The organism is Noviherbaspirillum sp. (assembly GCF_035654295.1).
In the GTDB taxonomy this organism is placed as follows: domain Bacteria; phylum Pseudomonadota; class Gammaproteobacteria; order Burkholderiales; family Burkholderiaceae_D; genus Noviherbaspirillum.
Map to the genome: position 1 here is coordinate 1 of NZ_DASRXF010000066.1, position 19,430 is coordinate 19,430.

General features: G+C 65.2%; 9 protein-coding genes. 8 read left to right on the top strand and 1 reads right to left on the bottom strand.

Annotation, left to right across the window (positions count from 1 at the left end):
* From VFF99_RS07500 to VFF99_RS07515, 4 genes are all read left to right on the top strand, one after another.
* The coding region (locus tag VFF99_RS07500) for an efflux RND transporter periplasmic adaptor subunit (RefSeq protein WP_325016489.1) at positions 1-486 on the top strand (486 nt) is incomplete at its 5' end.
* A 24-nt stretch (positions 487-510) separates the two neighbouring features.
* Entirely contained in the window at positions 511-9,222 is an 8,712-nt protein-coding gene (locus VFF99_RS07505; protein WP_325016492.1) for a VCBS domain-containing protein, read from the top strand.
* 24 nt (positions 9,223-9,246) lie between these two features.
* Positions 9,247-10,617 (top strand): efflux RND transporter periplasmic adaptor subunit, encoded by a 1,371-nt coding sequence (locus VFF99_RS07510; RefSeq protein WP_325016494.1) that lies wholly within the window; start codon positions 9,247-9,249, stop codon positions 10,615-10,617.
* Positions 10,618-10,619: 2 nt separating this feature from the next.
* Positions 10,620-12,737 carry an HlyD family efflux transporter periplasmic adaptor subunit gene (locus VFF99_RS07515; protein ID WP_325016496.1) on the top strand — a complete coding sequence of 706 codons (2,118 nt, stop codon included), beginning with the start codon at positions 10,620-10,622 and terminating at the stop codon, positions 12,735-12,737.
* A gap of 188 nt (positions 12,738-12,925) precedes the next feature.
* Here the strand turns inward: VFF99_RS07515 and VFF99_RS07520 are convergent, their stop codons facing one another.
* Positions 12,926-14,059, bottom strand: coding sequence for an ABC transporter substrate-binding protein (locus VFF99_RS07520; protein ID WP_325016498.1), 1,134 nt, complete (start codon positions 14,057-14,059; stop codon positions 12,926-12,928).
* Positions 14,060-14,216: 157 nt separating this feature from the next.
* Here VFF99_RS07520 and VFF99_RS07525 point away from each other — a divergent pair, with 157 nt between their 5' ends.
* The 4 genes from VFF99_RS07525 (at position 14,217) to VFF99_RS07540 (ending at position 19,400) form a co-directional block, all read left to right on the top strand.
* Positions 14,217-14,987: a DeoR/GlpR family DNA-binding transcription regulator gene (locus VFF99_RS07525; RefSeq protein ID WP_325016500.1), complete on the top strand. Its 771-nt coding sequence runs from the start codon at positions 14,217-14,219 to the stop codon at positions 14,985-14,987.
* A gap of 157 nt (positions 14,988-15,144) precedes the next feature.
* Positions 15,145-15,918, top strand: a complete 774-nt coding sequence (locus tag VFF99_RS07530) for a ferredoxin--NADP reductase (RefSeq protein ID WP_325016502.1) — start codon at positions 15,145-15,147, stop codon at positions 15,916-15,918.
* A 219-nt stretch (positions 15,919-16,137) separates the two neighbouring features.
* Complete coding sequence (locus VFF99_RS07535; protein WP_325016504.1) at positions 16,138-17,181, top strand: glycosyltransferase family 4 protein; 1,044 nt, start codon at positions 16,138-16,140, stop codon at positions 17,179-17,181.
* A gap of 50 nt (positions 17,182-17,231) precedes the next feature.
* A complete protein-coding gene (locus VFF99_RS07540; protein WP_325016506.1) occupies positions 17,232-19,400 on the top strand; it encodes an amylo-alpha-1,6-glucosidase in 2,169 nt (722 codons plus the stop codon).
* Positions 19,401-19,430: the final 30 nt, after the last annotated feature.

Genomic DNA, 19,430 nt, shown 5'->3' on the forward strand with positions numbered 1-19,430 from the left:
GCGGAACGCACCTTCGTCGCCAACAAGCGGCTCAACGAACTCAATTCCATCGGCAAGGTGGAACTGGATGTCTCCGAATCCGAAGTCTCCAAGGCGCGGGCGGAAGTGTCGCTGATGACGGTATCGCTGGAGAAATGCCAGGTCGCCGCGCCCTTCGCCGGCCGCGTCGCCGAGCAGCGCGTGCGCGAGCAGCAATATGTACAGCCCGGCCAGCCGCTGCTCGACATCATCGACGACAGCGTGCTCGAACTGGAATTCATCGTGCCTTCGCACTGGCTCGCCTGGCTCAAGCCCGGCTACGCGTTCCAGGTGCGGATCGACGAGACCGGCAAGTCATACCCGGCCAAGGTGCTGCGCCTCGGTGCGCGCGTCGACCCGGTCAGCCAGTCGGTCAAGACCGTCGCGGCAATCGACGGCAACTTCCGCGAACTGATGGCAGGCATGAGCGGCAAGGTCACGGTCGCAGCACCCACGGGACAAAACTAAGCACTTCCGCCGAGGAGCAAGAGCATGAAAACAACGCACAAGAATCGCAGCAGGCTCGTCACCGCGAAACCGAAGCCCCTGGCCCTGGAAGCGCGCATCATGTTCGACGGTGCGGGCGTCGATGCGGCACTCGCCGCGCGCCAGGCAGCCGATGCCGTGGTGCGGGAAGCCGCACGCGCCGAACCGCCGGCCAAACCCGCGGCGGAAGCGCCGGCGCTTGAAGCTCCGGCCGCGCCCCGCGATCGCGCCTCCTCCCCTGACCTGTTCGCCGTGCCCGCCTCCAGCGGCGCACTCAACGATGCCGCATCCGCCGCGGCGCAGCACATCCGCGACTACCTGGCAGCCAATCCGGACGACGCCGCGCTGTTCAAACTGTTCAACGGCGGCGCCGACACGCCTTCGCAGGAATGGCTGGAAACGGCACGCGCGCTGCGCCAGGACATCCTTGAAGGACGCAACGCGGTACAAGTCGTCGAGATCGGCGGCAGCGAGATCGGCGGCGGCTTCGCCGCCTTTTCCGCGAACGGCCCCGGCGGTCGGGCGACGATCTTCGTCAACCGCGACTGGCTGGCGTCGAACCCGGCACCCGCCGCCCTTACCCGCGTGCTGGTCGAGGAATTCGGGCATGGCATCGATGCAGCGCTCAACGCCGGCCGCGACACGCGCGGCGACGAGGGCGAAACCTTTGCGGCAGCGGTCATGCGCTTCGACCTGGGCGAAGGCGACCGGCTGCGCATCGCGGCCGAGGATGACCGTTCCACCATCTTTGTCGACGGGCAGGCCTACGAGGTCGAAGAGGCGTCGTTCACCTTTGCCGGTGTCTACAAGGGCACGCCGAGTTCCTGGAGCCAGGAAGCCAACCAGATTGCCAACGTCACCACCGTGGTCGGCTCGCGCTTCAAGTTCACTTCTGCCGACCCGTCCGCGCCCTACTTTTCCGGCAACAATGTTGCCGGCACGCTGTCCTACGTGGACGGCAGCGGGCAAATCAAGAGTGTCGACGGCGTAATCAGCCGCCTGTTCAAGACCAACGGCACGGTGCAGGGTTTGTTCTTCTACGCCTGGGGCAACACCACGCTCATCGGCGACGCCGCCACTGATGCGGCGGAGACCACCTACCTGCTGGTCCTCGACCCGTCGAAGTTCAGCGCCGGCGGCACCTACCGCACCAGCTCCGACCCGGTCGACACCGCGATCAACAAGCTGATCGTGCCGAACAGCGCGCCGGTCGCCGTGAACGACGCGGTATCCGTGTCGGAGGGCGGCAGCATCAGCGGCAATGTGCTTGCCAACGATACCGACGCGAACCTCGACGCCCTGTCTGTCGCCGGCTTCAAAATCGGCTCGGCGGCAGGCGTGCTCAACCAGGACAATGCGATCGCAGGCGTCGGCACGCTGCGCGTGAACGGCGACGGCAGCTATACCTTCACACCGGAGTCCGGCTACACCGGGCCGGTTCCAGTCATCACCTACACCGTGTCTGACGGCCAGGCCACGTCCTCCGGCAGGCTGACGATCACCATCACGCCGGTCAACGATGCGCCCTCCGGCGCGGACAAGACCATCACGCTGCTCGAAGATTACAGCTACACCTTCGCCGCATCGGATTTCGGCTTCAGCGACGCGAACGACAACCCGGCCAACGCCCTGCTGTCTGTCAGGATCGCCAGCCTGCCCGCCGCCGGCACGCTGAAACTGAACGGTGTCACGGTGACACTGAATCAGGAGATCGCGGCCGCCGACATTGCAAAGCTGGTCTACACCCCCGCGGCGAATGCCAGCGGCACCTCCTACGCCGCGTTCAGCTTCCACGTGCGTGACAACGGGGGCACCGCGAACGGCGGTAACGATACCGACCCGACGGCGAGGACGATCACCTTCAACGTGACGGCGCAGAACGACGCACCCGTCGGCGTGGCGGATGCGGCGACGGCCAAGGAAGCCGGCGGCACGAACAATGGCACCGCTGGCGAGAACCCCGCCGGCAATGTGCTCGACAACGACACCGACGTCGACAGCGGCGACACCAGGACGGTTGCAGCGGCTTCGAGCGCCGCACAAGCCAGCACGAACGTCGCAACGAACACGACGATCACCGGTCTGTACGGCACGCTGACGATCAGCGCCGACGGCACCTACAGCTACGCGGTCGACAACGGCAATGCAACTGTGCAGGCACTGCGGTCGTCGTCGAACACCTTGGCCGAGACCTTCAGCTACACGGTGCGCGACGCCGGCGGCCTGTCGTCCTCGGCCACGCTGACGGTAACGATCCAGGGCGCGAACGACAATCCGGGCGCGGTCAACGACACCAATACCGCCAAGGTGCACCTGTCCGGCGGTTACGATCCGGGCGTGAATGCCAGCGGCAATGTGCTTGCCAACGATACGGACGTGGATGGCAACGGCGAGACCAAGACCTTCACCGGTTTCACCTCCACCTTCACCGGGCAAGGGATGACGAGCTCGGGGACGAGCTACACCGGTACCGTAATCACCGTCGCATCGGTTTCCGGTATCGTCGCGGAAAACATGGGCACCAACGGCTCCGAAAAGGGCGACCGTCTCTACATCAACAACGTCGAGACAGCTTTCTATGTCAAGAGCGTCAACGCGACGACCAGGGAAGTAACGCTGTACAGCAGCAATACGGGGAATGTGACCGTCAACAATGGCGATACCCTCACCTTCAAAGCGACAAAGCCGAACGGCGACGTCGAGCCGAACGGCGCGCACGACACCACCACGGCAGTCGTCGGCCAGTCGGCCAGCAGCACCCTAGCCATTTCATCGGGCATGTCCAAGATCCAGACTGGCATGACCGTGAGCGGCACCGGCATTCCGGATGGCACGACGGTTGCCGGCGTCGATACAGCAAACTCGAAGATCACCCTGAGCAATGCCGTCCTGCTGTCGTCATCGACACAGCTCACCTTCACCCTGACACAGACTGCGGGCACCTTCCACGGCCAGTACGGCACCCTGGCGCTGCAAAGCTCCGGAGCCTACACCTACACGCCGTACACTGACTTGATCAGCATCCCCGTCGGCTCCAGCGCCAATGAAACGTTTACCTACAGCATCGTTGACGCCGCCGGCGCGCAAAGCACCGCGACGCTGACGATCACCGTGCTCGGTTCCGTCAACCTCGACCCGAGCGCGAAAGCCGATACCCGCAGCGTGACGGAAGCCGCCAACAGTGCCGCCCCTTCCGTGATCAACGGCAATGCCCTCGGTGCAGCCGGCGCGGAAAGCGGCGATGTGGCCGATACCACGCCCGACGGCACTGCGCCGCTCAACATCGTTAACGCATGGCTCTCCGGCGCGGGCAGCGAAACGGCGGTGACCACCAACACCGGCATCTCCGGCCTGTACGGCAGCCTGACGATCAGCGCCGACGGCAGCTACAGCTATTCGCTCGACAACACAAATGCGAATGTGAATGCCCTCGCGAACGGCCAAAGCCTCACCGAGACCTTCTTCTACCGAGTGCAGAACGCGTCCGGCAAGCAGAGCGTCGCCAGCATCACGGTCACCATCAACGGCGCGAACGACGCGCCGGCAGGCGTGAACGACACCGCTTCCGCCATCGAGGCAGGCGGCGTTGCCAATGCCAGCGCCGGCTTCAATCCGAGCGGCAAGGTGCTGTCCAACGATACCGACGTCGAAGGCAACAGCCTTTCCGTCTCGGCCATCACTGGCGGCACCGTGGGCGGCACGACGGCGGGAAGTTACGGCTCGCTCGTCCTCAATGCCGACGGCAGCTACACCTATAACCTTAGCAACGGCCACGCGGATGTCGAAGCACTCGGCCCGGGCGGCATGCTGACCGACACCTTCACCTACACCGTCAGCGACGGCAATGGCGGCACATCGACAGCGACGCTGACCGTGACCATCCACGGCGCCAACGATGCGCCGGTCAACGCCTTGCCGTCGAGTTCGCCCACCGTTGCCGAAGGCAATCCGCTCGCGCTTACCGGCATCACCGTGGCTGATGCGGACGACGCCAGCCTGACCGTCCGGCTGACGGTCGTGAACGGCACGGTTACCATCGACAACCTGAACGGTGCAAGCAAGACCGGCGGCGACAACGGAACGTCGACCATCACGCTCAACGGCACCAAGGCACAGCTCAACGCCGCGCTGGCCACCTTGCGTTACGAGGGCGCCCCGGAGTTCACCGGCACCGACACGCTGACGGTGACGACGACCGATACGGCGGGCCTGTCGGACGTGGACACGCTTGGCATCACCATCACGCCCGACGACAGGCCGGTGACTGTCCAGGGCAGCATTGTCAACGAAGCCTCGCCCTACGCCTTCTTCAAGGTGGGCGGCGCGGCCGGTCAGAAAGTCTCGCTCGCGCTTTCGACGACAGGAAGCGGCGCCGGGCACGCAGACAGCGGCACCGACTTCGCGCCGGGCATGGAGTATTTCGACGGCGCCGCCTGGCAGACCTATACCGGCGGCTTCGTCTCCATCGCTTCCAACGGCACTCTGCTCGTGCGCGTTGCCGTCCTCAACGACGGCACCCACGAAGGTGCGGAAACCTTCCGTCTCACCGCCGCCAACAAGAACGGCACGGCCGCCGCCGCGAATTCCACGATCAAGGACGACGGCACCGGCAGCATCTTCCTCGACGCCAACACCACCGGCACGCCGAACGTATCGACCGATGGCGGCTATCCGCAGTACCTGGACGACGACCGCGCCCTGGCCGTCAACAGCATCACGGTCAATGAGGCTTCTCCCTACGCCGTCTTTACCGTCACGGGCAGCGCCGGCCAGATCGTCGGCCTGTCGCTCGCCGGCGGCACCGCCGCCGTCGGCACGGACACCGGCACTGCGCTCCAGTATTACGACGGTGCAAACTGGCAGAATTACAACGGCACCTCGGTCACGATGACCGCACCCACCCTGCTGGTGCGCGCGCAAGTCAAGCAGGACACGGCCTACGAAGGCGCCGAAACATTCGGCCTCGTCGCCACCAACCTCGGCGGCGGCGACCCGGCGCTGGGCGTTGCCACCATCGTGGACGACGGCACGGGAATCACCCACACCGGTGCAATCAGCGGCGGCGCTCCAGTCACTTCCGGCAGCGGCCTCGACGATGACCGTACGTTGGAGGTTAGCGGCACCACTGTCAACGAAGCCTCGCCCTATGCCATCTTCACGGTGGCCGGCAATACCGGCGAGCAGGTTGCGCTGGCACTGCACAACGACAGCGACAGCGGCAAGATCGCCGGCCAGGCCAACATCGACGCGTCGCAAGTCCTGCAAGTCTGGACCGGCACGCAATGGGAAAACTACGACAGCCAGTACCTGCCGGCCATCCAGTCGGGCGGCAAGCTGCTCGTGCGCGTGAACATTTCGGCCGAGCACGACGGTGCCTACGAAGGGGCCGAAGACTTCCGTCTCACTGCCACCTTCGCCAGCGGCGACGCTACCCGCAGCGCGACGGGCACGATGCACATCATCGACGACGGCACCGGCACCAAGTACCCGGGCACCGTCACCACGGTGACGCAAACCGCCAACAACGTGACCACCGTCGTGAGCAGCACGCCGAATGCATCGACCAGCAGCCTGGACGACGATCGCGTGCTGACGGTCAGCAGCCCGATCGTCAACGAGGCATCCGACCACGCCATCTTCACGATCACCGGCACCCCCGGCCAGACGGCATCGCTGCAGCTCATCGAACAGAGCGGCGCCGGTTACGCCGACATTCTCGAAACGCAGACACTGCAAGTCTGGGACGGCAGCAACTGGGTCGATTACACGAACGGCATCACCTTCCCCGCCGGCGGCACCGTCCTCGTGCGCGCCGATATCTCCGCGGAAAAAGACACGGTGTTCGAAGGTGCCGAGAGCTTCCAGCTGAAGGCGACCAGCACCTCGGGCAGCAGCGCGCTCACGGCGACCGGCACGGCCTCGATCAGGGACGACGGCACCGGCGTCACCTATCCCGGCACGGTCACGAACGGCGCGCCGGACACGGGCAGCACGAACCTCGACGACGACCGCGGCATCACCGTCAGCAGCCCTGTCGTCAATGAAGGCTCTGACTATGCCGTTGTCAGCGTCGCCGGCGCCGCGGGCTACGCCGTATCGCTGCAGCTTGTAGAAGGCAGCGGAAGCGGCTTCGCCGACATCAATCAGAACCAGACAATCAAGATCTGGTCCGGCAGCGCCTGGACCGATTACAACGGCAGCGCGACCATCCCGGCCGGCGGCACCCTCCTCGTGCGCATCGACATCAGCGCCGAACAGGACACGCCGTACGAAGGCAGCGAGACCTTCCAGGTCAAGGCAACGTACGCCACCGGCAACGGCGGCAGTCACAGTGGAACGGTATCCATCATCGACGACGGCACAGGCGTCAAGCACACCGGAACCGTAACGGGCACGACACCGGACACCGGTACCATCGGCCTGGACGATGACCGGGTCGGCGCACCCGTCCTCGTTGCCGACACGGCAACCGCGCACGAAGCCGGCGGCGCGAACAACGCCACCGCGGGCACGGACCCGAGCGGCAATGTGATGGGCAATGACAACGGCACCGGCATCACCGTGGTCAAGGCGCAGGCCGGCGGCACGCTGGACGGCAGTGCCGCGGCAGTGGCGGCATCGAGCACCTCGGCCGCCAACGGCACCTCGATCGAAGGAACCTACGGGACCCTCGTCATCGGTGCGAACGGCAGCTACACCTACACCGTCAACAACAACCATGCGGACGTGCAGGCCCTCAACACCGGCGACGTTCTCAAGGACACCTTCAGCTACCAGGTGCGCGACGCGGCCAACCAGACCTCGAGCACCACGCTGACGATCAGCATCAACGGTGCCAACGATGCGCCGGTCGCCTCGACGGCCGGCGGCAAGTCCGCCACCGTCGGCTCGGCGATGACGCCGTTCAGCGTCCCCGCCTTCACCGATATCGACAGCAGCACGCTCAGCTACAGCGCGAAGCTCGCCAATGGCGACAACCTGCCCGCGTGGCTGATCTTCGACAGCGCCACCCGTACCTTCAGCGGAACGCCCGCGTCCGGCGCCAGCGGCAACTACAGCATCAGGATCACCGGCAGCGACGGCGCACTGAGCAGCGATGTTACGTTCACGCTCACCGTCCTCAACCCCGGCGCGCCGGCGCAAACGGTGGCGATCACGTCGATGACGAAGGACACCGGCAGTTCGCAGAGCGATTTCGTCACGTCGGACGGCACGGCGAACCGCACCGTCGGCGGCACCATCAGCGCACCGCTGGGCGCCAACGAGATCGTGCAGGTATCCTTCGACGGCGGCCTCAACTGGAGCACCGCCACCACCAGCGGCACGGACTGGACCATCAACGACCCGAACGCACATGGCGGCGACTGGACGATCAAGGCGCGGGTGGTCAATACCGTGGCCAACCTCCAGGGAGCGACGGCATCGCAGGACGCCGTGCTGGACACGGCCGTACCGGGCGCGCCGACGGTCAACAACCTCGTCACGGACAGCACCACGCCAATCCTGACCGGCAATGCCGCAACCGGCAACGGCGAAACTCTCTCGGTGACCGTGAACGGTGCGACCTATACCGTGGTCCCGGCAAACGGCACATGGAGCCTGGACCTCGCAAGCGCCCAACCGGCCTCCGGCTCGCTGACCCCGCTCGTCCGCGGGCAGGCGTATGAAGTCCTGGCGACGATCAGGGACGCGGCCGGCAATGCTGCGTCCGACGTCACGGTGAACGAGTTGACGATTACGGCGCCGCCCGCACCGGCACCGGCACCGGCACCGGCTCCGGCTCCGGCTCCGGCTCCGACGCCGACGCCAACACCGACGCCAACACCAACACCGACACCGACGCCAACGCCGACACCGGAGCCGACACCCGCACCAACACCCGCCCCGGTACCGACGCCCGCACCCGAACCGGCTCCTGCCCCGGTGCCGGTGCCGGTGCCAGTGCCGGTACCAGTCCCGCCGCCAGAGCCCGTTCCGGTTCCTGCACCGGTCCCGGCACCGGTTCCGGCCCCCGCGCCGCTGCCGCCGCCGGTCGAGGTCGCACCGCCGGCCTTCACGCCGCCGGTCGTTATCGAGGCCAAGCCGACGGAGGCCCCGGCTGTCCCCGGCAGCACCGTCGGAAACGATTCACTGCGCGTCGAAGGCGGCCGCGGCGCGACATCTTCAGACACGCCGATCGACATCGTCGTGCAGCGCCAGGGCGACCTGAGCGATGTGTACACGCGTTCCGAGGGTTTCCGCACGGTGGTGGTCAAGGCGGAAGAACCGGCGCTCGTGGTGTTCCGCGGCGTGCCCGACCAGTACACCGAAAGCGGCACCCGCATTTCGCTGACGGTGCCTGCCGATGCCTTCGCGCACACCCAGCCCAAGGAAGTGGTGCGGCTGGCGGCAACATTGCAGGATGGCCGTCCGCTGCCGGCATGGGTGCAGTTCAATGCGCAGACCGGCCAGTTCGCGGGCGAAGTCCCTGCGGGCGTAACCGGCGAACTGCGCATCAAGGTCATCGCGCGCGACATGCAGGGCCGGGAAGCGACTTCGCTGTTCCGCGTCAACATCGGCGTGGCCGGCAACAAGGATGTGCTTGAGAAGGATGGCGGAAAGGCACCGGCCGGCAAAACCGGCCTGTCCGACCAGCTGCGCCAGCGCGGCGCGCACATGGCGCGCGACGGCAGGCTGGCAACGTTGGCACGCGGCGCAAACTTGCCGCCGCGCGGCTGACCAAGTGATGTAAAAGGGATGTAAATGGATGCAGCTGTGCAGCCGGGTTCAGGCGGGGTCATCACCCTGCTCGACCTGGCCCACCAGGCCCGACACGTCGAGGACGCCGTCGAACTCGATTTCATGGCCGTCAACGCCACGCATGCGCTGGCCCCCTACCGCCAGGCGGCCTTGTGGTTCGCCCACCGCAAGGTATGCGCGCTCTCCGGCGTCGTGCAGATCGAAGCCAATGCGCCCTATGTGCAGTGGCTGGAGCGGATCTGCGCCGGCCTCGGCGAAGCAGGCCGGATCGACGCCGCAACGGTCGACGCCGCACTCGGCGAGGAATGGGCGGACTGGCTGCCGGCTTACGGCCTGTGGCTCCCGCTGAGCTCGGCCTCGCGCGAGGCGGAAGGCACCCGCGGCGGCCTGCTCCTTGCGCGCGACATTCCCTGGCTGGACGACGAAATCGCGCTGCTGACGGAATGGGCCGACGTGCTTCAGCATGCCTATGATGCGAAGCGTCCGCCGCATGGCTGGAACATCGAGAGCCTGGGTACCGCCGTCCGGCGCGCTTTCGCCGCCCGGCAGGAAAGCGCTGCGCCGTGGTGGAAACGCCGCCGCACGATCGTGTCGGCGCTGATCCTGCTGGTGCTGCTGTTCCCGGTGCGCCTGACGGTGCTCGCACCGGGCGAACTGGTGCCCGCCAATCCGGCTGTCATCCGCTCCCCGCTCGATGGCGTGATCGAGCAATTCCACGTCATGCCGAACGCACGCGTGCAAAAGGACCAGCCGCTGTTCGATTTCGACGAAGCCCAGCTCGCCAGCCGCCGCGCGGTGGCGGAACAGGCGCTGGTGACGGCCGAGGCGGAATACCGGCAGGCGCTGCAACAGGCGCTCAGCGACGGCAAATCGAAGAACCTGCTGTCGACCCTGCAGGGCAAGATCGAGGAGCGCCGCGCCGAAACCGAGTTCCTGCGCGGACAGGTCGACCGCGCACGCGTGACCGCGCCGCGCGATGGCATCGCCCTGTTCGACGATCCGAGCGAATGGATCGGCCGGCCGGTGGCGACCGGTGAACGCATCATGCGCATCGCGGCGCCGGACGACGTGGAAGTCGAAGCCTGGCTCGCCGTCGGCGACGCGATCCAACTCGATGCGGGAGCCGAAGCCGAGCTCTTTCTCAGTGCGGCACCGCTGTCGCCCGTGTCGGCGCAGGTGCGCTACGTCTCCTATGAACCGGTGCAGCGTCCCGACGGCAATTACGCCTACCGGGTGCGGGCCGCGCTGCCGGAAAAGACCGGGCAGCGCGTCGGCCTGCGCGGCACGGCCAAGCTGTCCGGCGCACGCGTTCCGCTGGTGTACTGGGTCCTGCGCCGTCCGCTCGCGACGATCCGCCAGTTCCTCGGATGGTAGGCATGGCAAGCGGCGTCCTACCCCCGCTGCGCGAGGAACTCTCGCTGCATCCCGGCCCGGTGCTGGCCAACGGCGAGCCCAGCCACGTGCTCGAAGACCCGGTGCGCAACCAGTATTTCCGCATCGACTGGCTGAGCTTTGAAATCCTGCAGCGCTGGTCCTTCGGCAATGCCGAGGACATCGCGCTCGCCGTGCGTTCGTCGACGACCTTGCATCCGGATGCCGACGACGTCTCCGGCGTCCTGAAATTCCTCGCAGACAACCAGTTGCTGCGTCCCGACCCCAGGTCGTCCGCCAAGGCCATGGCCCGCCAGCGCACCGCGGCGCGGGGATCGTGGAGCAAGCAGCTGCTGCATCACTACCTGTTCTTCCGCATCCCGCTGCTCAAGCCCGACCGCTGGCTCACGCGCATCGCGCCGGCCTTCGGCTGGATGTTCTCGGCCGGATTCGCCCGGCTCACCCTGCTGGCGCTGGTGATCGGCGGCGTGCAGGTGTTCCGCGACTGGGAGCGCTTCACGACCACGCTTGCCGACACCTTCACGCCGGGCGGGCTGCTTGCCTATGCCATCGCGCTGGCCGTCGTGAAATGCGCGCACGAGCTGGGCCACGCCTTGACCGCCAAGCGCTACGGCTGCCGGGTGCCGGCGATGGGCCTGGCCTTCCTCGTGCTGTGGCCGGTGCCCTATACCGATACCAACGCCGTCTGGCGTTTGCGCGACAACCGCAAGCGCCTGCAGGTGGCCGGCGCCGGCGTGGCCACCGAACTGGTGATCGCCGCCTGGTCCACACTGGCCTGGGCGCTGCTGCCGGACGGGCTGCTGCGCTCCGTCGTCTTCCCGCTCGCCACCACCACCTGGATCGCGACGCTAGCGATCAACCTGAGCCCCTTCATGCGTTTCGACGGCTACTTCCTGCTCTCCGACTGGCTGGACATGCCCAACCTGCATGCGCGCGCTTTCGAGCTGGCGCGCTGGGACCTGCGCGAGCGCCTGTTCGCCCTCGGCGCGCCGCCGCCCGAGCATTTCCCGCGCCTGCGCCGCGCCGGCCTGATCCTGTTCGCCTGGGGAACCTGGCTGTACCGCCTGTCCCTGTTCCTGGCCATTGCGCTGCTGGTGTATCACTTCTTCATCAAGGCAGTCGGCATCTTTCTCTTCGCGGTGGAAATCGTGTGGTTCATCCTTCGTCCCCTTGCCGGCGAGATCGCCGCCTGGCGCAAACTGTGGCCGCAGATCCGGAACAGCCGGCGTACGCGCCGCAGCGCCGCCGTGCTCGCGCTGTTCGCCCTGCTCTTCGTCATTCCCTGGCCGGCCCGCATCCAGGCGGGCGGCAGCCTGCACGCGAGCCGCGTGTTTCCCGTGCATGCACCGGTGCACGCGCAGGTCACCGGCCTGCCGCTGGCCGAGGGCGCCGCGGTCAAGGCCGGCGAGCTGCTGATCCGCCTGGGCGCACAGGAAAACGACAAGCGGCGGCAAGCGCTGGAAGCGCGCATCGAACGCTTGCGCTGGCAGGTATCGTCGGTGGCCGCATTCGACGCCGAGCAGCGCGCCCGTCTCAGCTCGGCGCGCGAAGAATTGGCAACGGCGGAAGCCGAATGGCAAGAGCTGGAACAGGAAGCGTCGCGCTATCAGCCCGTGGCCCCCTTCGACGGCACGCTGCGCGATATCGAACCCGACCTCGCGGCCGGCGTCTGGGTGCGGAAGAACGAACGCCTCGCACTGCTGGTCGGCAAGGACGGCAGCGAAGCGGAAACCTATCTCGATGAAGAAAGCGTGCACCGGGTTGCCGTCGGCGATACCGCGCGCTTCTATCCGGACGGCGCCGACAGCCCTCCCCGCAGGCTGGTGGTGACGGGGATCGACCAGGATGCGACGCGGGCGCTGCCCAGCGGGATGTGGGCGGCACAGCATGGCGGTTCCGTCGCCGCGCGTGAGAAGCAAGGGGCGTGGTATCCCGAGCATGGCGTGTATCGCGTGACGCTCGCTCTCGCGCCGGATGAGTCCGAGGAGGCGCCCGCGCAGGCGCTGCGCGGGACGGTGGTGGTTGCGGGGAAATGGGAAGCGCCGGGCTTGCGGTTTGTGCGGAATTTCTTCTCGGTGTTGTGGCGGGAGCTTGGTTTCTAGGTTGCGCGGTGGGTTTCGCTTCGCTCTACCCACCCTACGGTTCTTTATGCGCGGTGTTCTCTATAGAGGACTGTAGGGTGGGTAGAGCGCAGCGAAACCCACAATGCGCTTAAAGAACCGCATGCAGCACCCCCAAATAAAAAACGGCTCCCGCACAAGGAGCCGTCAACACGCCAATTACACCGTCCTCAGTAGTGCAACCTTCCATTCGCCCCCACCACCGCGATATCAAGGTAATGCGCACCGCGACGATTGGTCTCGCTGAAGTTGATCGGATACCCGGCCAGCATGAAGCTGTTCATGGTGGTCAGCGCGTGCGTCACTTTCTCCGGCGTCGGCTTGGGCCCGGCCATGCGGATCGCCTCGACCGCAAGCCGCAGGTTGAGGAACACTTCGAAGTTCAGCGGATTGGAGCTGACGCCCTTGCCGTACGGGGACTTGAGGAAGCTCTGGAATTCCTTTGCCAGGGGCAGCGTCGTGGAGGACGGATTGGGCACGACCTGGCTGATACCGACGCCGCGCACCCGCATTTCGCCTGCAGCATCGGCGAGCTGCTTGGCCGGCACGAAGGACAGTGCATAGACTTGCGCCATCGACTTCGACTTGTCGTAGACCTTCATGAAACGCGTCACCGCTTCCGGCACGCCCATCAGGAAGATGGCTTGCGGGCGGGCATCCGTGATCTGCTTCGCATGCTGGGTGAAGTCGGTCTCGCCCGGCTTGTACGGCACCTTCTGCACGATCTCGAAGCCGTAAGTCTCGGAGGCTTTGGAGACGGCCTGGTTGATGCTGGCGCCGAAACCGTCTTCCTGGAACAGGACCGCCACGCGCTTGAGGCCCAGGGTGCTGGCCAGGCGGGAAATCTTCATCACTTCGTCGGTATAGCTGGCGCGCGTATGGAAGATCTGTTCCGAACCCGGCCCGCGGATGATGTCGGAACCGCTGAACACACCGATCATGGGCACGCGGTGCTGGGTCAGCACGCCGGTCTTCATCAGGGCCGCGGTATTGGCCGTGCCCAGGCCGTTGACCAGGGCAACGATGTTTTCCTTGGTGATCAGTTCCTCCACCAGCGCCGGTGTCTTCCGCGGGTCATACTGGTCGTCGCGGACGGCGAGCTTGAGGGTGTTGCCGTTGATGCCGCCCTTCGCATTGATCATGTCGAGGTAGCCGTTTGCGATCGCCATGCCCTCGCCTGCCGTGGAAGCCGTGGGGCCGGTGAGGCCGAATACGGAACCGATCTTGATTTCGGCGGCATGTGCCGGGGTGAGGGCCGAGAGCGTCCAGAGTGCAGCCGCGGCTGCCAGGGTCTTGATGCGCATGTTGTCTCCTTGCTGTGGTGTGGATGCCGTTTCGTTGACGGCTGGCATTTTTGTCATTGCAATCTAGCTACTTTTCGTCTGGCAAGAAAGTGCAGCTTGTAGAGCAGTTGTTCTAAAATCCCCCTATCCGCCTCATTTCATTTCCACGGAGAAAATCTTGGCCCTCAATCCCCGGCAACGGCAATTGCTCGACTTTGTCCGCCAGCATGAAACCGTTTCCGTGGAGGAACTGGCACGGAAATTCGACGTCACGCCGCAGACCGTGCGGCGCGACATCAAGGCGATGGAAGAAGCCAAGCTGCTGTCGCGCTACCACGGCGGCGTAGGGCTCGCCTCCTCGGTCGAAAACATCGACTACATGCAGCGACAGACGCTGCACCTGAACGCCAAGCGCGGTATTGCGGCGGAGGTCGCCAAGCGGGTCAAACCGGGCTGCTCGCTGCTCATCAACATCGGCACGACAACGGAAGAAGTGGCGCGCGCGCTCGTCAACCACCAGAATCTGCACGTCATCACGAACAACCTGAACGTCGCGACCATCCTGTGCGACAACCCGTCCTCGGAAGTCATCCTCGCCGGCGGCGTGGTACGCAAGCGCGACCGCGCGATCATCGGCGAGGCGACCAGCGATTTCATCCGCCAGTTCAAGGTCGATATCGGGATCATCGGCATCTCCAGCATCGAGCCCGACGGCACCCTGCGCGATTTCGATCCGCGCGAGGTGCGCGTGGCGCAGACCATCATCGAACAGTCGCGCGAAGTGTGGCTGGTCGCCGACGGCAACAAGTTCGGCCGCGAAGCCCTGGTGCGCATGGGGCACATCTCGCAGGTTGACAAACTGTTCACGGACGTCCGTCCGCCGGACACGCTGGCGAAAATCATGAAAACCAGCGGCGTGGAGGCCGTTATCGCCGCGCCCGCGCCGTAAAACGCGCATTCCGCTGCGCTTTTCAGGGGAAATCGGGCAGTTTGCAGGGGTATTCGACCCCGGAGAATGGTAAAATCCCGTGTTTTCGCATTCACGCGACTGGAATGTCCGCGTCGCGTCCGCAGCCCCAGTTTCATTCCGCCTACTGTCATCAATCATGAGTGCATTCAACGAAGAGCGCGTGCTGAGCGTGCATCACTGGACCGACAAGCTTTTTACCTTCACCACCACCCGCGATCCGTCCCTGCGGTTCTCCAATGGCCATTTCACGATGATCGGCCTGCGCGTGAACAACAAGCCGCTGCTGCGCGCCTACAGCATCGTCAGCGCGAACTATGAAGAACACCTCGAATTCCTGAGCATCAAGGTGCCCGACGGCCCCCTGACCTCCCGCCTGCAGCACATCCAGCCCGGCGACACCGTCATCGTCGGCCGCAAGCCCACCGGCACCCTGCTGATCGATTACCTCCTGCCGGGCAAGCGCCTGTACCTGCTGTCCACCGGCACCGGCCTCGCGCCCTTCATGAGCATCGTGCGCGATCCGGAGACCTACGAGAAGTTCGACCAGGTCATCCTCGTGCACGGCGTGCGCCAGGTGGATGAACTGGCTTACCACGACCTGCTGGTCGAGCATCTGCCCAACCATGAATTCCTCGGCGAGCTGGTCACCAGCAAGCTGCGCTACTATCCGACCGTGACCCGCGAGGCCTACAAGACGATGGGCCGTGTGACCAACCTCATCGAAAGCGGCAAGATCTTCGAAGACCTGCAGGTGCCCCCGCTCGATCCGGCACACGACCGCGTGATGATCTGCGGCAGCCCCGCAATGCTGCGCGACCTGAAGCAGATGCTGGAGCAGCGTGGCTTCAAGGAAGGCAACACCTCGATCCCGGGCGACTTCGTGATCGAACGCGCGTTTGCCGAACAGTAACTCCTCCTGAAGCGCTAGTCCCTTCCGCCCCGCCGCCTGTCCGGCGGGGCACAGTCCCCTCAGCGGCACCATCCTTCCCGCGCAAGCATCAGCGGGAACAATTGTGCATGCGCACATCTCTATTCTCCACCGCAGTCTGTTGATTTTTCCCGCAAGCGCATGGGAAGGCACAACCACGACACCAGCGCGGTTGCATGGCCGCGGATGCCGGATCACTGAATGGAGCGTGCAACGACCATGAAGATCGCCCAGGTGTCCCCGCTGTTCGAGACTGTCCCTCCGCGCGGCTATGGCGGCACGGAGCGCGTGGTTTCCTACCTGACCGAAGAACTCGTCAGGCAAGGCCATGATGTCACCTTGTTCGCCTCCGGCGATTCGCAGACCTCGGCGCGGCTCGTCTCCCCGGTTGCGCACAGCGTGCGCGAAAGCGTGCTTGACCAGTCCTGGCTGGCCTACCACCTGATCCAGATGGACATGGTGGCGCAGATGTCGGATGAATTCGACATCATCCATTTCCATACCGATTTCCTGCAGTTTCCGGCGGCCAGGGCTTTTTCCAGACCGCATCTCACTACCCTGCACGGCCGGCTGGACCTGCCCTGCCTGGAGCCGCTGTACCGGCACTTCCACACGCAGCGGCTGGTTTCCATCTCGGACAGCCAGCGCCGGCCCCTGCCCTGGGCCAACTGGCTGGCGACGGTCCATCACGGCATTCCGGAGGACCTCTACACCTTCGAGCCGGATCCGGCCGCCTACTTTCTCTTCGTCGGACGCCTGTCACCGGAAAAGCGCGTGGATCGCGCAATCGACATCGCGATCCGTTGCAACCGCCCGATCTACATTGCCGCAAAGCTGAACAAGAACGAGGAAACCTACTTCAAGGAACGCATCAAGCCACTGCTCAGGCATCCTCTCGTCAACTACGTCGGCGAAGTGGGCGGCCAGGAAAAGCGCGAGCTGCTGGAGAATGCCAGCGCACTGCTCTTCCCCATCGACTGGCCCGAACCATTCGGCCTCGTCCTGATCGAAGCGTTTTCGTGCGGCACACCGGTCGTCGCTTACGGCCACGGCTCCGTTCCCGAGATCGTCGAAGACGGGGTGACGGGATTCGTCGTCTCGAACCAGGAAGAAGCCGTGCGCGCTGCATCGCGCATCGATTCCATCAGCCGCAGGAATTGCAGGGCGGCATTCGAACGCAGGTTTACGGCCCCGCACATGGCGGCCCGCTACCTCGAGGCATATCGCTGTCTGCAGCCAGGCTGAACCTCCACCCGCGCTATCCACGGGAAACATCAACGCAAACGGAGAATCCCATGGTTGAAAAGATTCGGTTGGGCGAGCAGTGGTACATCCTCGCCACTTCTTCACCGGCGGACGAGCGCCGGCGCGTGCTCAAGCACAACGATCTGTTCGCCATGTTCGACCGCTTCGGCGACATCCAGCCGATGGGGCTGGGCGAAGAAGGCATTTACCACGGCGACACCTGCTTCCTCTCGCACCAGGAGCTGCTGATCGAGGGCGTGCGCCCGATGTACCTGAACTCGACGGTGAAGGACGACAACGGCTTGTTCATCGTCGAGCTGATGAATCCCGACCTGCATCCCGAAGGCAAGAACCGCATCGCCAAGGGCGACCTGCACATCTTCCGCGCCAAGCTGCTGTGGAACAATGCCTGCTACGAACATATCCGCGTCGTCAATTACGGGCTGGAACCGATCGAGGTGACGCTCTCCCTGGAATTCGGCGCCGACTACAAGGATATTTTCGAAGTGCGCGGCTTCAGCCGCGAGCGCCGCGGCCGGATGCTGGACCCGGAAGTGTCCAGGAGCGAATTCGTGCTCGGCTACCAAGGCCTGGACAAGCTTTCCCGCCGCACCCGCATCACCTTCGACCCGGTGCCGGAAAGAATCGCCGCCGGGCGCGCCGATTACCGCATCACGCTCGAACCCAAGGCCGAGGAACACATTTACGCGACGATAGGCTGCGAGCACGGCGGCCACGCGGTCCAAAACAGCACGGACTACTTCGCCGCATTCACCGAACTGAACCGCTCGGTCAGCGATCGGCTGGGCAACCGCTGCCGCATCGTGAGCTCCGACCCGCTGTTCAACAACTGGGTGGACCGATCGACGGCCGACCTGGTGATGCTGACCACGAACAACCATCAAGGGGACTACCCCTATGCCGGCCTGCCGTGGTATTCCACCACCTTCGGCCGCGATGGCATCCTGACCGCGCGCGAATATCTCTGGATCGACCCGGGCATGGCCAAGGGCGTGCTGGCGATGCTGGCGGCAACCCAGGCCACCGAATTCGATCCGGCGCGCGACGCCGAACCGGGCAAGATCCTGCACGAGGCGCGTCAGGGCGAACTGGCGGCATTGAACGAAATCCCCTTCGGCCGCTACTACGGCACGGTCGACGCCACGCCGCTGTTCGTGGGCCTGGCCGGCGCCTACTACGAACGCACCGGCGACCTCGATTTCATCCGCGGCATCTGGAGCAATATCCGCCGCGCGCTCAACTGGATCGACGAATACGGCGACCGCGACGGCGACGGCTTCGTCGAGTATGCGCGCTATAGCGACAGCGGCCTGGTGCAGCAAGGATGGAAGGACTCGAACGATTCCGTCTTCCATAGCGACGGCCGGCTGGCGGAAGCGCCCATCGCGCTGTGCGAAGTCCAGGGCTATGTCTATGAAGCCAAGATACGCGCGGCGGAACTGGCGCACCTGCTGGGCGACACCGCGCTGGCGAACAGGCTGCAGAACGCTGCGGAAACACTCAGGAAAAAGTTCAACGACAGCTTCTGGTGCGAAGAGATCGGCACCTATGCCATCGCGCTGGACGGCAGCAAGCGGCAATGCGCGGTACCCTCCTCCAATGCCGGCCATACGCTCTGGTCCGGCATCGCCACGCCCGAGCACGCGGCGCGCATCGCCGACCAGCTGCTGAGCGAGGAATTCTTCTGCGGCTGGGGCATACGCACCATCCCGGCCAGCGCGTCCCGCTACAACCCGATGGCCTACCACAACGGATCGGTCTGGCCGCACGACAACGCACTGATCGCCGAAGGAATGGCGCGCTACGGCTTCACCAACAAAGCCATGCAAGTCTTCAGCGCGCTGCGCGACGCATCGCTGTACATGGACCAGAGCCGCATGCCGGAACTTTTCTGCGGCTTCGAGAAGCGGCCGGACGAAGGCCCCACACTGTATCCGGTCGCCTGTTCGCCGCAGGCGTGGGCTGCGGCCACGGTATTTTCCCTGCTGCAGGCTTGCCTTGGTCTCTCCTTCGATCCGCACAAGCCGGAAATCCGCTTCCGGCATCCCCAGCTCCCGCCCTTCCTCGAACGCGTCGAAGTGCGCGGTCTGTCGATTGCCGGCTCGACCGTCGATCTGTTGCTGCAACGCTATCCGAACAACGTGGGCGTCAATGTGATTCGCAAGGAAGGCCCGGCGGAGGTGGTGGTCGTCGCCTGAGCCTTTTTTACAGCCGCATGTACAAATTGC